At 68.3% G+C, this 13638-nt stretch carries 11 protein-coding genes; 2 read left to right on the top strand and 9 right to left on the bottom strand.

Annotated features, from left to right (window positions below; translation table 11 throughout):
• Positions 1-118 precede the first annotated feature (118 nt).
• Positions 119-1381 carry a DNA polymerase IV gene (locus tag ACTIFS_RS21505; RefSeq protein WP_439576172.1) on the bottom strand — a complete coding sequence of 421 codons (1263 nt, stop codon included), beginning with the start codon at positions 1379-1381 and terminating at the stop codon, positions 119-121.
• Positions 1382-1461: 80 nt separating this feature from the next.
• Positions 1462-1764, bottom strand: a complete 303-nt coding sequence (locus ACTIFS_RS21500; protein WP_439576171.1) for a DUF3572 family protein — start codon at positions 1762-1764, stop codon at positions 1462-1464.
• Positions 1765-1854: 90 nt separating this feature from the next.
• Here ACTIFS_RS21500 and ACTIFS_RS21495 point away from each other — a divergent pair, with 90 nt between their 5' ends.
• Together ACTIFS_RS21495 and ACTIFS_RS21490 are read left to right on the top strand one after the other, a co-directional pair.
• Entirely contained in the window at positions 1855-2226 is a 372-nt protein-coding gene (locus ACTIFS_RS21495) for a response regulator (protein ID WP_439576170.1), read from the top strand.
• A gap of 16 nt (positions 2227-2242) precedes the next feature.
• Positions 2243-3616 carry a PleD family two-component system response regulator gene (locus ACTIFS_RS21490; protein ID WP_439576169.1) on the top strand — a complete coding sequence of 458 codons (1374 nt, stop codon included), beginning with the start codon at positions 2243-2245 and terminating at the stop codon, positions 3614-3616.
• Between the two features lie 376 nt (positions 3617-3992).
• Here ACTIFS_RS21490 and ACTIFS_RS21485 read toward each other — a convergent pair whose 3' ends face one another.
• From ACTIFS_RS21485 to ACTIFS_RS21455, 7 genes are all read right to left on the bottom strand, one after another.
• Complete coding sequence (locus ACTIFS_RS21485; protein ID WP_439576168.1) at positions 3993-4307, bottom strand: hypothetical protein; 315 nt, start codon at positions 4305-4307, stop codon at positions 3993-3995.
• Positions 4308-4530: 223 nt separating this feature from the next.
• Positions 4531-4698: a 50S ribosomal protein L33 gene (rpmG, locus tag ACTIFS_RS21480; RefSeq protein WP_439576167.1), complete on the bottom strand. Its 168-nt coding sequence runs from the start codon at positions 4696-4698 to the stop codon at positions 4531-4533.
• A gap of 107 nt (positions 4699-4805) precedes the next feature.
• Positions 4806-6290, bottom strand: a complete 1485-nt coding sequence (gene cysG / locus ACTIFS_RS21475) for a siroheme synthase CysG (protein ID WP_439576166.1) — start codon at positions 6288-6290, stop codon at positions 4806-4808.
• A 9-nt stretch (positions 6291-6299) separates the two neighbouring features.
• Positions 6300-7904 carry a sulfite reductase subunit alpha gene (locus ACTIFS_RS21470; RefSeq protein WP_439576165.1) on the bottom strand — a complete coding sequence of 535 codons (1605 nt, stop codon included), beginning with the start codon at positions 7902-7904 and terminating at the stop codon, positions 6300-6302.
• Positions 7901-9691: a NirA family protein gene (locus tag ACTIFS_RS21465; protein WP_439576164.1), complete on the bottom strand. Its 1791-nt coding sequence runs from the start codon at positions 9689-9691 to the stop codon at positions 7901-7903. Before ACTIFS_RS21465 ends, ACTIFS_RS21470 begins: the two co-directional genes overlap by 4 nt.
• Before the next feature lie 212 nt (positions 9692-9903).
• The gene (gene mdoH, locus ACTIFS_RS21460; RefSeq protein WP_439576163.1) at positions 9904-12084 is read right to left on the bottom strand and encodes a glucans biosynthesis glucosyltransferase MdoH; all 2181 of its coding nucleotides are present in this window, start codon (positions 12082-12084) and stop codon (positions 9904-9906) included.
• Positions 12060-13601 (bottom strand): glucan biosynthesis protein, encoded by a 1542-nt coding sequence (locus ACTIFS_RS21455; RefSeq protein WP_439576162.1) that lies wholly within the window; start codon positions 13599-13601, stop codon positions 12060-12062. Before ACTIFS_RS21455 ends, mdoH begins: the two co-directional genes overlap by 25 nt.
• Between the last annotated feature and the right edge of the window lie 37 nt (positions 13602-13638).

The following is a 13638-nucleotide window of genomic DNA, read 5'->3' as shown; positions in this document are numbered from 1 at the left end:
GCGCGGACAGCGGCCTTTCGTCTTCACCAACATCAAGACCGGCGACGGCGTGGCCGAGGTCGCCCGCTTCGTGGTCGACAAGGGTGGCCTGACGGCGGGGTGAGGGCGCTGCATCGCCTCAGTCGTCGAGCAGGATGCCCTTGACCACCGCCGACTTGCCGAAACGGGCGCGCAACTTGTCGACCGCGCCCTCCACCTTGACGTTGCGCGCAATCGACGTGTCGACCAGGTCGGCGGGATCGGCCTTGTCGAGGCCCGCCAGATCCGAGAGGCCGATGCCGATCAGCCGGAAGGCCGTGCCATCCACCTCGCGGGCCAGAAGGTCGCGACCGGCCTCGAAAAGCCGGGCGGCCAGCGCGGTCGGCGTCTCGAGCGTCCGCGAGCGCGTGCGCAGGCGAAAGTCGGTCGTCTTCAGCTTCAGCGTCACCGAGCGGCCCGACAGGTCCTTGGCCTTGCAGCGGGCGGCCACCTTCTCGCACAGCCGGAACAGCTGCTTCTCCAGCGCGCGATGGTCGCGGATATCCTGATTGAAGGTGGTTTCGGCTGATACCGACTTCGCCTCGCCTTCCGGATTAACCGTGCGGTCGTCCTGGCCGCGGGCTAGGCGCGCCAGCCTCTGGCCCATCGCGCCATAGCGCCGCATCAGGTCGGCCTCGTCGAGCCGGCGCAGGTCGGCGATCCGCTTGAGTCCGTCGCGCTCCAGCGCCTGCTGCATGGCGCGTCCCACGCCCCAGATCAGCGAAACGGGCCGCGGGCCGAGAAAATCCAGCGCCTCGGCGCGGCCGATGGCGGCAAATCCGCGCGGCTTGTCGAGGTCGGAGGCGATCTTGGCCAGGAACTTGTTGTAGGACAGGCCGACCGAGACGGTGATGCCGATGTCGCGCTCGATCGCTTTTGCGAAGCGGGCGAGGGTGAGCGCCGGCGGCGCGCCATGCAGGCGGTCCGTGCCGGAGAGGTCGAGAAAGGCCTCGTCGATGGAGATGGGCTCCACCAGCGGCGTCAGGGCGCGCATGGCCTCGCGCACCTCGCGCCCGACGCGGACATATTTGTCCATGTCTGGTTTGACGACCACCGCCTGCGGGCAGAGTTGCAGCGCCTTGAACATCGGCATGGCCGAGCGCACGCCGGAGATGCGCGCGATGTAGCAGCAGGTCGACACGACACCGCGCTTGCCGCCGCCGATGATGACCGCCTGATCGGCAAGAGAGGGATCGTCCCGCTTCTCGATCGCGGCATAGAAGGCGTCGCAATCGACATGGGCGATCGCCAGGGTCTCAATCTCGGCGTGGTTGACGATGCGCGGCGAGCCGCAGGCCGCGCAGCGGCGGCCACCCGGGGTCAGGGCGGTGAAGCAGTCCCGGCAGAAGGCGCGCAGGGCCATGGTGCGACTCGGTGCCGGTGATCCTGATCCGGCGCGGGCGCTGCGGCAAGCAGTCGCGCGCCGGCCGCTGTCAGCACGCATCAGGCGTGGTCGCGCTCCCAGGGGCCCGCGCCGAGCGCGTGCGCTGCCCGCACCACGGCTTCGGGCCGGATTCCCTGGTCCGCGGCGAAGGCCAGGAGCAGGTCCTCCTCGCTCATCAGGTGCTCCATGACGGCGGCCAGGAAGCCCGGCTCGCCGGCCGCCGCACGCACGTCGGCGCCGCCAAGGCCGGCCAGAGCCAGGAAACGCGAAAGCCGGTCGGGCTCGGCTGCCAGGAAGGCGAGGGCCGCGACCGCCGTCGCTTCCGCGCCGTTCCGCCTTCGTTCCGCCTCGCGTTGCGTCATGGTTTGCCTTTCCGAAAGGAATCCGAATTACCTTGGTTTGCAGCCAAATTGGCCCGGTCTCCGGGCCGCATGTCCGGGACGCCTGCCCTCATGTCCAAGACCGTTATGATCGTGGAAGACAACGAGCTCAACATGAAGCTCTTCCACGATCTGCTGGAAGCCAACGGCTACCGGACAATCCAGACCCGCAACGGGATGGAGGCCCTGACCCTTGCCCGCAACGAGCGGCCCGACCTGATCCTGATGGATATCCAGCTCCCGGAGGTCTCCGGCCTCGACGTGACGCGCTGGATCAAGGAGGACGAGACGATCCGGCACATTCCGGTGGTCGCCGTCACGGCCTTCGCCATGAAGGGCGACGAGGAACGCATTCGCGCGGGCGGTTGCGAGGCCTATCTGTCCAAGCCGATCTCGGTGGCCAAGTTCATCGAGACCGTGCGCCAGTTTCTCGGCAAGGCCTGAGGCGAGGGAACAAGCGATGACGGCCCGGGTCCTGGTGGTTGACGATATTCCGGCCAATGTGAAACTGCTGGAGGCACGCCTCTCGGCCGAATATTTCGACGTGATCACGGCCATGTCGGGTCCGGAAGCGCTGTCGATCTGCGACCGGGCCCAGTGCGACATCGTGCTCACCGATGTCATGATGCCGGGCATGGACGGGTTCGAGGTCTGTCGCCGGCTGAAGGCCAACCCGGCCACCCATCATCTCCCGGTCATCATGGTCACCGCGCTCGACCAGCCGTCCGACCGGGTGAAGGGGCTGGAGGCCGGCGCCGACGATTTCCTCACCAAGCCGGTGAACGACATCGCGCTGATCGCCCGCGTGCGCTCGCTGGTCCGGCTCAAGATGGTTCAGGACGAGCTGCGCATGCGCGCCGTCACCTCGCGCGAGATCGGCATGCACGACGCGTTGGCCGAGGCGGTGGCCGTGAACGGCCGGAACGGCCGCATCCTGCTGGTGGACGACCGACCGTCCTCGCACGAGCGGATCGTCGGCGGGCTGCGCAGCGAGCAGTCCGTGGATGTCGAGACCCGGCCGCAGGAGGCCCTGTTCCGCGCTGCGGAGGGCAGCTACGACCTCGTCATGGTGTCGCTCGGCCTTGCCGATTTCGATCCTCTGCGGCTGTGCTCGCAGATCCGGTCGCTGGACCGCACCCGCAGCCTGCCGATCCTGGTCATCGCCGAGCCGGAAGACGATGCCCGCCTGCTGCGCGGCCTCGATATCGGCGTGAACGACTATCTGCTGCGGCCGATCGATCGCAACGAGCTGTGCGCGCGCGTGCGCACGCAGGTTCGCCGCAAGCGCTATACCGACCGCCTGCGCGACAATGTCCTGCAGTCGATGGAAATGGCGGTGACGGACGGCCTGACCGGGCTGCACAACCGCCGCTACATGGAGAACCATCTGGCGACGCTGCTGGAGCAGGCCGCCATGCGGGGCAAGCCGCTGTCGGTGCTGATGCTGGACATCGACTATTTCAAGTCGGTCAACGACACCTATGGCCACGACGCCGGCGACGATGTGCTGCGCGAGTTTGCACAGCGCCTGAAGCGCAATGTGCGGGGCATCGACCTGGCCTGCCGGCTCGGCGGCGAGGAATTCGTGGTGGTCATGCCCGATACCGATGCGGGCGTTGCATCGATCGTTGCCGAGCGCATCCGCTCGCGCGTGGCCGGCGAGCCGTTCGCCGTCCAGAAGGGCGAGAACGCCCTGGACATCACGGTCTCCATCGGCATGGCCCAGCGGCTGCCCGAGGATGGCGGAGCCGATGCCCTGTTCCGGCGTGCCGACCAGGCACTCTACCGGGCCAAGCGCGATGGCCGGAACCGCGTCGTTCTGGACGCCGCCTAGACAAGCATACGACTAGTCGCATGACAGGTCCCCTGCGTTTACCTTGTCCGTCAACCGTATCTCTTCAGGTTAAGAATCGGTTTATCGGCAGATTGCGATTGTCTTCATTGTCGGCGCCCATCGGCCTGACTAGTGTCTGCGGCAGATCAGACTGAGGTCCTGCTTTCAGGGATCTGCGTCGGTCTGGTCGCATACCCTGCGCTACTCAGGCCCGCCGCATCTCCTGGGTCCGTAGGGTCGGCCGGTCGGGTTCGGTGCGGATGGCCTCTCCGATCGCCGTCAGCCCGACCGGCCACCATCATCTGCCATGGAAATGGAAAACCCCGGCCGGAACACCGACCGGGGCTTTCCCATGCCTGAAGCCATCGGGATGGCCTCAGATGTAGCGCCACTGGCAGTAGCGGCCATAGGCGTTCCACCAGCAGCGCCAGACATAGCGGCGCGGGCGGACATAGTAGCGGCGCACCCAGTAGCGGCGGCGGACGACGTAGTACTGCATCTCGCGCGGGGCGCCGGGCGCTGCGGCCGGGCGGCCGAGGCCGCGGTTGAGATCGCCCACGGAACGCGGGGCGGAACCACCGGCCGGCGTGCCTTCGGGCGAGGGCAGGGACGCGGCCTGGGCGGCAAGGCCGGAGGCGGCGACGACGAGACCACCACCAAGGGCGGCCAGAACGGTACGACGAGCAAGCATGGGGCAACTCCCTTTGGGTTCGTGCGGTATTCGCAGGACCAGGTGTAGGGAGATGCGGCGGCTGGCGGCATTGCGCCGGCTTGCAGCGTGTTGAGGGTGGTTGCGCGGGGGGGAATTGTGAGCGGCGGCCGGATATACGAGGGCGATCCGGCGGCAGGGGCTCCAAACGAAAACGGCCCCTTGCGGGGCCGTCCGGCAGACTTGGTCAGTCAGGAGTCACTGATCACTTGATCTTGGCTTCCTTGAACTCGACGTGCTTGCGCGCGACCGGATCGTACTTCTTCTTCGACAGCTTGTCGGTCATGGTGCGCGAATTCTTGCGCGTCACGTAGAAATAGCCGGTGTCAGCGGTCGAGACGAGCTTGATCTTGATCGTGGCGGCCTTGGCCATGGTGGTCCTCGCGGAAAATCGTCACCGGGCTTGGGGAATGGGGGCTTGCGCCCGCCGCGTCGCCGCCGGCTGGTCGGGGCGGGATTTGGCAGGTTGCACCCGGCTTGTCAAGAAAAAGCCGGGCCCGGAACGCTTGCGCTGGCCGGCTCGGCCAGGGCGTTGTGCCGGGCGGCGTCCGCAAAGGCCGTGCCGACCAGAATGACCATCGGGCCTGACCAGTCGCGCGAGGCGAGCGCAGCCGCAAGGGTCGCGACGGTCGCGGCGATGACGGTTTCGTCAGGCCGCGTCGCGCTGGCGACAGCCACGGCCGGGGTGGCCGGATCAAGCCCTCCTGCGACCAGGCGGTCGGCGAGTTCGTGCCAGGTCGCTCCCGCCATATAGACGGCCGTGGAGGCTGCCGGATCGGCCAGTGCCGCCCAGTCGAGGTCCTGCGGCAGGCGGCCGTCGCGGCCATGGGCGGTGACGAATTGTATCCGTCGGGCATGGTCGCGGTGGGTCAGCGAGGCGGTCAGCGTGGCTGCCGCGCCCTGGGCCGCCGAGATGCCGGGCACGACGTCGACGGGGATACCGGCAGCGCGGGCTGCGGCGATCTCCTCGCCCGCGCGGCCGAAGACGAGCGGACATCCGGCCTTGAGGCGCACCACGTGCCGACCCTCGCGGGCGAGCCGCACGATCATCGCATTGATGTCCTCCTGACGGCACGACGGGCCGCGGCCTCGCTTGCCGGCGGCAATGCGCAGCGATTCGCGGCGGGCGACGTCGAGGATGGCGGCCGGAACCAGGTCGTCATGGACGATGACATCGGCAGACTGCAGGGCCCGCACGGCTTTCATGGTCAGGAGCTCCGGGTCGCCGGGGCCTGCCCCGACCAGCACGATCCGGCCGGCGGGCGTGGCCGCCTCCGCCAGCGCGGCCTGCTCCATGGCCACGGCAAGCGGGTCGTCGGGGATCGCGGACGGCTCGGCGAGCGCGCGCGCGGAGAACATTTCCCAGAACCGTCGCCGGGCGCGGAAGGGCAGGCCAAGCGCTTCCGCGCGCTTCCGCCAGCGCTTCGCGGCCGCGGCCCAGCGGGACAGTCCCTGCGGCAGCAGCGCCTCGATGCGGGCACGGATGGCCTGGCCGAAGACAGGTGCCGCACCGTCCGTCGAGATCCCGATGACCAGCGGCGACCGGTTGACGATGCCGCCGAACTGGACGTCGCAGAAGGCGGGCCTGTCGATCACATTGACCGGCACGCCAGCAATACGGGCTGCGTCCCTGAACCGGGCGGCCTCTTCATCATCCGCGATGGAGCCGACCGCAAAGGCCGCGTCTGCAAGGTCGGCCATCGCCCAGCTACCGCCAGTCAGCGTGATGGCGCCTCCGGGCGGATCGGCGGCGAGCGCCATCATGTCATCGCATGGTGCGGCCTCGAAGACGTCGACGCGCGCGCCGGCTGCGGACAGGAGCTCGGCCTTCCAGACGGCAGCGGGATCGCCTCCGACCACCACGACCCGGCGGCCGGCGAGCTTCAGGAAGACCGGCAGCGTCGCCAGCGGTGCCATGCGGGCGGCGCGGCGAGGTTCGGGCTGGCGCGATGCGGTGTTGGTCATCGCACGGCCTCAATAGACATCGGTCTGGTAGCGGGAGGCCTTCTTCATCTCCCGCAGATAGGCAATGGCCGCGTCGGTCGTGTGCCCGCCATGTGCGGCGATGACCTCGACGAGGGCTGCCTCGACATCCTTCGCCATGCGCTTGGCATCGCCGCAGACATAGACATGCGCGCCGCTGTCCAGCCAGCGCCAGAGCTCGGCGCCGGTCTCGCGGATGCGGTCCTGGACGTAGATCTTCCGGTCGCCGTCGCGCGACCAGGCCAGCGACAGGCGCGTCAGCACGCCGGCCCGCTTCATCGCTTCCAGTTCGTCCGCGTAGAAGAAGTCGGTTGCCTGACGCTGGTGGCCGTAGAACAGCCAGTTGGGGCCGGGCGCGCGGTCGGCCCAGCGATCCTGCAGGAAGGCGCGGAACGGGGCGACGCCGGTGCCGGGGCCGACCATGATGACCGGCCGCGACGGGTCGGCCGGCAGAGCGAAGGCATGGGCGCGCTGGACATAGACCCGGACCTTCGCACCTGGCTCCACGCGGCTGGCGAGGAAGGTGGAGGCAACGCCGAGGCGCCGGCGCTTGCCGACGACGTAGCGGACCGCATCGACGGTCAGCGAGACGCGGCCGGGATTGGCCTTGATCGAGGAGGATATGGAGTAGAGGCGGGGCTGCAACGGCTCCAGCGCCTCCACAAAGGCTTCCGGATGCGGCCGGATGCCGGCAAATTTCTGCAGCACGGCCAGCACGTCGAGTGTGGCGGCGTCCCCGTCCGGGTCCTCGCCTGTGGCAAGGGCGCGGGCCTTGTTCCTCTGCGCGCCGCCGCTGAGGAACGAGATCAGCTCGAACAGGCTGTCCGGGGCAGGCGAGAGCGACACCTCCTCGGCGAGCACCTGGCGCAGGGTTCGCCCGCGCACCTCGGTGACATGGGAGGCGCCCAGCATGGCGATGATCTGGTCGACCAATCCGAGATCATTGACCGGAATCAGGCCGAAGGCATCGCCAACGACATAGTCCAGGGCGGTCTGCGATAGATCGAACTCGACATGGAAGGTCTCCTTCTCGGAGCCTTCGGCATTCAGCCTGCGGCGCGACAGGAAGGTTGCCTCCACGGGCGCCTCGCGCGAGCGGCCGGGGGCGGCGGGTGTTGGCTCGCCAGCGGCTGATCCCGGCATGAGGGCCGGTGCGGCCGGCGCCGCGCCGATCTCGGCTGCGAGCCCCTTGAGCATGCGCAGCGTGTCCTTGCCGCCCGGTACGCAGAGGTTCAGGCGTTCCTCGGACCTTCCCGCCAGCGCATTGGCGTAGTCGGCGCAGGTATAGCCGCACTGACCACAATCCTGCTGGGCCATGGCCGCCATCAGCCGCGGTGCGATGGGCCGTCCCTCGGCGAGCGTCATGCGGTCGGCGAGCGGCATGGCCGGATCGTGCCACGGCGCGGTGTCGTTGGAGGCAAGGTCCGCGCTGGCGTCTGTGACATCCGCCGGTGCCGCCACCGGCACGGCGCCAGGCACGGTGCCGGGTGCCAGCGCTGCAGAAAAGAAGCCGGACAGCCACTGGCGCTGTTCAGGCGAGAAGGGGGCCGATTCGGGAATCAGCGCGAAGATCGGCGTTGTCGGCTGGATGGTCATTCGGCTGCCTCCCTGAGGGGGGCGATACCGGACGTTGCGAGACGGTCGAGCACCTCCGGCTCATGGCGCAGCGTGAAGGCCTGGAAGCCCTCGTCCGGCCCGTTCCGGTTCAGGAGATAGGCCCTGAGCAGCGCCTTGACATGGGCCGGTGCATCCTCCGCCTTCACGCCCTTCCAGAGCGTGCGTCCGATGCGGGCGTTCTCGGCAAATCCGCCGCCGACCGCGATGTCGTAGCCCTCGACGGTATCGCCCTCGTCATTGACCGGCACGCGGGCGCCGATCAGGCCGATATCGCCGATATAGTGCTGGGCGCAGGAGTGGTGACAGCCGGTCAGGTGAATGTTCACCGGCACGTCGATGGCAAGCCGCGCCTCGACATGGGCGGCAATTTCCAGCGCGTGGCGCTTGGTATCGGCGGCGGCGAACTTGCAGCCGGCATTGCCGGTGCAGGCGACAAGGCCGGCCCGCACAGGCGTGACCGCGGTGGAGAGGCCGAGGGCCGCGATCCTCGCCTCGGCCGCGGCCACCCTGTCGTCGGGAATGCCGGAGAGGATGAGGTTCTGCCAGACCGTGAGTCGGATATCGCCGTCACCGAACTCGCGGGCGATGGCGGCAAGCCCCTCGGCCTGCGAGCAGGTCAACTTGCCGACATCCATCACCACGCCGATCCAGTTGAGGCCGGGTTGCCGCTGCGGATGCACGCCGACATGGGCATGGCGGTCGGTTCCGGGGCGCAGTGCGATGCGGGCTTCGTCGATGCGGACCAGTGGCCGGCCCAGCGTCTCCTCGACGGCCGCCAGGAACCGGTCGAAGCCCCAGGAGTCGAGCACATATTTCAGCCGCGCCTTGTTGCGGTTCGTCCGGTCGCCATGGTCGATGAACACGCGCACGATGGCGTCGGCGACATCGGTCGCCTCCTCCGGCCGGCAGAACACGCCGCTTGGACGGGCAAGGTCGTGGTGACCGGAAATGCCGCCCAGCAGGATGCGCAGCCAGATGCCCGCCCCGGCCTCGCCCGCCTCGCGAACCTCCACCGCCTGGAAGCCGATGTCATTGGTCTCCTCAAGGGCCGGCGACAGGCCGGCCCCGTCAAACGAGACGTTGAACTTGCGCGGCAGGCCATAGAGCACCCGATGGTTCAGGATGTGGAAGTGCCATTGCCGGCAGAGCGGGCGGGTGTCGATCAGTTCCACCGGGTCGATGCCGGCAAGCGGCGAGCCGGTGACATTGCGGATGTTGTCGGCGCCCGAGCCTCTGGCCGCCAGACCGAGATCGGTCAGCTCTTCCAGCAGCGCCTTCGCGTTGACCGGGGCAATCTCGCGCATCTGCAGGTTGGCGCGGGTGGTGACGTGCAGGTAGCCGCCGCCGAAGCGGGCAGCAAGGTCGGCGCAGCCCTCGAGCTGATGGGCCTTCAGGATGCCGTTCGGAATGCGCATGCGCAGCATGAAGCTGTCCTGCGCAGGGGCGACATTGAAGAGGCCGAAATAGCGCCAGCGGAAGTTATCGGCCGGGCCGGGAAGCTTGCCGGTCGCAGCCTCGGCGGTCAGGCGCGCATAGGCGTCGAAGGGATGCTCGTCGCGCTTCCACTTTTCCGGATCGGCGAGCTTCTTGCCTGCCTTGACCTGGGCATCCTGCGCCGCCAGATGCGGCGCATCCGGCCCGGATGGGACGCTGGCATGGGATTGTTGAGCACCCGCCGCAGACCCGCCTACCGCGCGCGACGCGGCGGCCCCTGCAACAAAGCCTTCGAGATAGCGCTTCTGCTCGGCGCTGAAGTCCTGTGACATCCGATCCCCGTGAATCCGAGGGGCCGGCGTCATTGGCGGCCAAGAAAGATGACAAAGGGGTAGCAAGCGCAATGCCAAGCCTGGCTTGCGTCAACTGGCTTCGTCTTATCAATGGTTTGGGAGGGTTTGTTGAAGTGACGACGGGTGCCGCGCCTGCGCGAAGTTTGGGCTTTGGCCGATTCGCTGCCGCGTGATTGTGCAGCGCAGCAGCGTCAGACGCCGGTCGCCTCGGCCCGCGGCAGGGCCGCCAGAAGCGCGATCAGGGCGCGGTCGTGCAGCACCAGCATCGTCTCGCGACCCGACAGCCAGGTGCGTGCGTCATCGATCGACTGGGCGTCGGTCAGCTTGGCTTCGGCGATGACGCGGTCGGCATCGATGCGCCCGCGCACGCGCGCGGCCGGGATCTGGATGATCGACTGATGCAGTTCTCGGAACGTGCTGTCTTCGTGGACAAGGTCGAGGGCCTTGCGGTCCTCGAGCGCCATGGCCTCGAACTCCCTGCCCAGCACCACGGCGCGGTCGGCGATCGGGGGCGGGGAGGTTTCCTCCGGAATGAGCAGGAGACGGGCGCGGCGCAGCGTCCAGCCGATACTGGCCGAAGCCGAGGCCCAGGACGACGGAACGGCCAGCCACAGGCCGACGATGGTCGGCGACATCCAGGCGAAAATGTAGGGCGAGATCGAGAAGGCGGCGATGGCCGCGACGATGCCGAGCATCGTGTGCCGCCAGTGGCGCTGGACGATGGCACGGAACGGGATCGAGCCGTCGTCGCGGCGCTGCGTCTTCCAGCCGGTGTCGCGGCCGGACAGGATGCCAGTCACCGACCCGGACTGGATCAGCATCATCACCGGGGCGATGATGGCCGAGAGCAGGATCTCGATGAGGGTGGACAGCGTGAGCATGATCGCCCCGCCAGAGCCCCGCCGCGCCGGGCCGTTCAGCAGCGTGACCAGCCAGCCGAACAGTTTCGGGGCCAGCAGGATCGCCATCGTGAACATGAACAGGTTGAGGGCGCGCTCGGCGTCGAAGACCGGCCAAGCGGGGAACAGCGTGAACTGGCTGGTGAAATATTCCGGCCGGATGAAGGCCGCCTGCAGCGCCAGGGCCAGACCGACAAGAAGCTGGGCGAGCCAGAGCGGGCTCGACAGATAGCTCATGATGCCGGTGATGAGGTGCTGGCGCGTCGCCCAGTGAAGGCCGCGCGCGAACAGCACGCGGCTGTGCTGGAGATTGCCCTGGCACCAGCGCCGGTCACGGATCGCCAGATCCATGAGCGAGGGCGGGCTTTCCTCGTAGGAGCCGGGCAGCAGCGGCAGCATGTAGACCGCATAGCCGCGCCGGCGGATGAGGCCGGCCTCGACGAAGTCGTGGCTCAGGATGTGCCCGCCGAAGGGCGGCTTGCCGGGAAGGTCCGGCAGGCCGGCTGAGGAGGCGAAGGCCTCCATGCGGATGATGGCGTTATGGCCCCAGTAATTGCTGTCGCGCCCCGACCAGACGGCAAGGCCGGCCGCGCAGACGGGTCCGTAGACGCCCGCAGCGAACTGCTGCAACCGGGCGATCAGCGTGTTGCGGTTGATGAGCCGCGGCAGGGTCTGGATGATGCCGGCATCGGGGTCCTTTTCCATCGCGGCGGCCAGCGCCACGATGGTCTCGCCGGTCATCAGGCTGTCGGCGTCCAGCACCAGCATGTGGGGGTAGTTGCCGCCCCACTGGGAGACGAAGTCGGCAATGTTGCCAGCCTTGCGCGCCGTGTTCTTCGGCCGGTGCCGGTAGAAGATGCCGATGGACGGCAGGCGCTCGCGCAGGGCGAGGAAGGCACGTTCCTCGGCGATCCAGATGTCGGGGTCGGTGGTGTCGGACAGGAAGAAGAAATCGAAGGAGGCTCCGTGACCCGTGGCGATCACATCCTCGGCGATCGCCTGCACGGTGCCGAACACGCGCGCCGGGCTCTCGTTGTAGATCGGCATGACCACGGCCGTGCGTTCGGCGAGCCGGGCCGGCAGGTCCGGACGACGGCTCAGCCCATGGCGCAGCAGGTGAGCCGCGCCGAGGATGCCGGTCATGAAGGCCAGCGAGATCCAGGAGAAGTTGATCACGAACAGGACGAGGAACAACCATTCCAGCAGCGTCACACCGCCGGCCTCGACCACCCGGTACATCTGCCAGGCGCCCATCGCGGTGACCGCCGCCATGCCGCCGAAGGCAACCAGACGGGCCAGCAGGGGCTTGCGCCAGAGTTCGGGCGCCAGGCGCGGCCGGCGCTCGGCATCCGACCATCGGCGCAGCGACTGGACGGGCATGTCGAGCGGGGCATGGGCGGGCATGGCCGGCCGTTCGCGCAGGGTCGGCAGGGGCGCCGGCCTCTCCGTCAGGGCGTCCATCTGTACAGCCATGTTTCGCTTTGAGCCTGTCCTTCGCGTTCCAGCACCAGCCGCAGTTCCACCTGATTGGCAGCCTCCGGGTCAAGGTCGAAGGCGACACGGTAGAGTTTCAGTTCCGGCACGAGCCGGCCATCGACCGGGCCGATCCGTCCGCGCTGGTGGGTCAGCCGGGCCTGAAGACCGTTCGCCCTTGCCGGGTCGGCGAAGTCTTCCGACGAGAAATCGACCAGAAAACGGCGGCGTCGCCCGCCGGCAGGCGCGCGGCCGGTTCGCGTCGAGGTCACATAGGCATTTCCGGGCCGCTCCGGCGGCGACCAGCACCAGTGCATCCGGTAGCTGAAAAAGTGCTCGGCGCCGCGTGCCAGCGGCTGACGCGGCCGCCAGTAGGCGAGGATGTTGCGGTTCATCTCGTCGTTGAGCGGGATTTCGACCAGTTGCACCTGACCCTGTCCCCAATCGCCGAGCGGCTCGATCCAGACGCTGGGTCGCCGCTCGAAGCGGGCGTCGAGATCGTTATAGGCCTCGAAGCGCCGGTCGCGCTGCAGCAGGCCGAAGCCTTTGGGATTCTGGTCGACGAAGGCGGAAATCTGCAGCGTCTCGGGGTTCTGGACCGGGCGCCAGATCCACTCGCCCTGGCCGTTCAGCATCTGCAGCCCGCCGATGTCGTGAACGCCGCCGCGGACATCGTCGATATTGGTGCGGTCATTGGGGGCAAAGAGATAGTTGGCGGTCAGGGGCGCAATGCCGACATGGGCGAGATCGACGCGCGGAAGCAGCGTGACCTCGACGTCGCAGACCGTGATATCGCCCGGCCGCACGGAGAAGCGGTAAAGCCCGGTCACGCTGTCCGAATCGAGCAGCGCGTGGATCACCAGCGCATTGCCGCCGACGCCCGGACGCTCGATCCAGAACGAGCGGAACAGCGGGAACTCCTCGCCCTGGGCTTCGGCGACATTGAGCGTGAGGCCGCGGGCCATGAGGCCGAAGACCTGGCCGCGTGCAATGGCGCGGAACAGGCTGGCGCCCTGGAAGATCAGGAACTCGTCCTGTTCGGAACGGCCGAGGGGAGCGAAGGCGCGAAAGCCCGTGAAGGGCAGCGTCGCCTCGCCTGGCACCGGAACCGGCCCGAAATCATAGGCGTCAGCCTGATAGCGCTGGTCCCGGATGACCCCTGCATCGACGGTGCGGATGGTGACCGGCGTGGTGAAGACGTTGCCGGGCGGCAGCAGATCGAGGGTGAACCCGCGGTTCTCGCCAGTCCAGAGCCGGCGCTCGGGCCGGAAGCGGATCTGCCGATACTGCTCGAGCGTCAGCTGGGTCAGGCTACGGGGCAGATCGGCGCGCGGGGCCTGGTAGGGGGCGCGGGCAACCTCCCGCGCATGGGCGATCAGGGCATCCCGTGAGATCGCCTGGCCGTCGCCGATGGCCGGTGCCGGAGGGGCCGGCTGCTGCGCCTGCGCGGTGTTTGCCCCCATGTTCAGGACCGGAGCGGCCGCGAGGGCGGCTAGAAGGTGGCGGCGGCTCGGCATCGGGTCTCTGAACGTGGCAGGTCAACGGCAGACTGGC

Origin of the sequence: Phreatobacter sp. (genome assembly GCF_051860605.1) — a bacterium.
Taxonomy (GTDB): domain Bacteria; phylum Pseudomonadota; class Alphaproteobacteria; order Rhizobiales; family Phreatobacteraceae; genus Phreatobacter.
The sequence above is the reverse complement of the archived record's forward strand: the minus strand, read 5'-3'. Positions and strand labels throughout refer to the sequence as shown.

Bases quoted from the DNA above. Each gene is read 5' to 3' on its own strand.
- cysG (WP_439576166.1), bottom strand. From the start codon at position 6,290: ATGACCAACACCGCATCGCGCCAGCCCGAACCTCGCCGCGCCGCCCGC.
- ACTIFS_RS21485 (WP_439576168.1), bottom strand. From the start codon at position 4,307: ATGCTTGCTCGTCGTACCGTTCTGGCCGCCCTTGGTGGTGGTCTCGTC.
- mdoH (WP_439576163.1), bottom strand. From the start codon at position 12,084: ATGGCTGTACAGATGGACGCCCTGACGGAGAGGCCGGCGCCCCTGCCG.
- ACTIFS_RS21455 (WP_439576162.1), bottom strand. From the start codon at position 13,601: ATGCCGAGCCGCCGCCACCTTCTAGCCGCCCTCGCGGCCGCTCCGGTC.
- ACTIFS_RS21465 (WP_439576164.1), bottom strand. From the start codon at position 9,691: ATGTCACAGGACTTCAGCGCCGAGCAGAAGCGCTATCTCGAAGGCTTT.
- rpmG (WP_439576167.1), bottom strand. From the start codon at position 4,698: ATGGCCAAGGCCGCCACGATCAAGATCAAGCTCGTCTCGACCGCTGAC.
- ACTIFS_RS21495 (WP_439576170.1), top strand. From the start codon at position 1,855: ATGTCCAAGACCGTTATGATCGTGGAAGACAACGAGCTCAACATGAAG.
- ACTIFS_RS21490 (WP_439576169.1), top strand. From the start codon at position 2,243: ATGACGGCCCGGGTCCTGGTGGTTGACGATATTCCGGCCAATGTGAAA.
- ACTIFS_RS21470 (WP_439576165.1), bottom strand. From the start codon at position 7,904: ATGACCATCCAGCCGACAACGCCGATCTTCGCGCTGATTCCCGAATCG.
- ACTIFS_RS21505 (WP_439576172.1), bottom strand. From the start codon at position 1,381: ATGGCCCTGCGCGCCTTCTGCCGGGACTGCTTCACCGCCCTGACCCCG.
- ACTIFS_RS21500 (WP_439576171.1), bottom strand. From the start codon at position 1,764: ATGACGCAACGCGAGGCGGAACGAAGGCGGAACGGCGCGGAAGCGACG.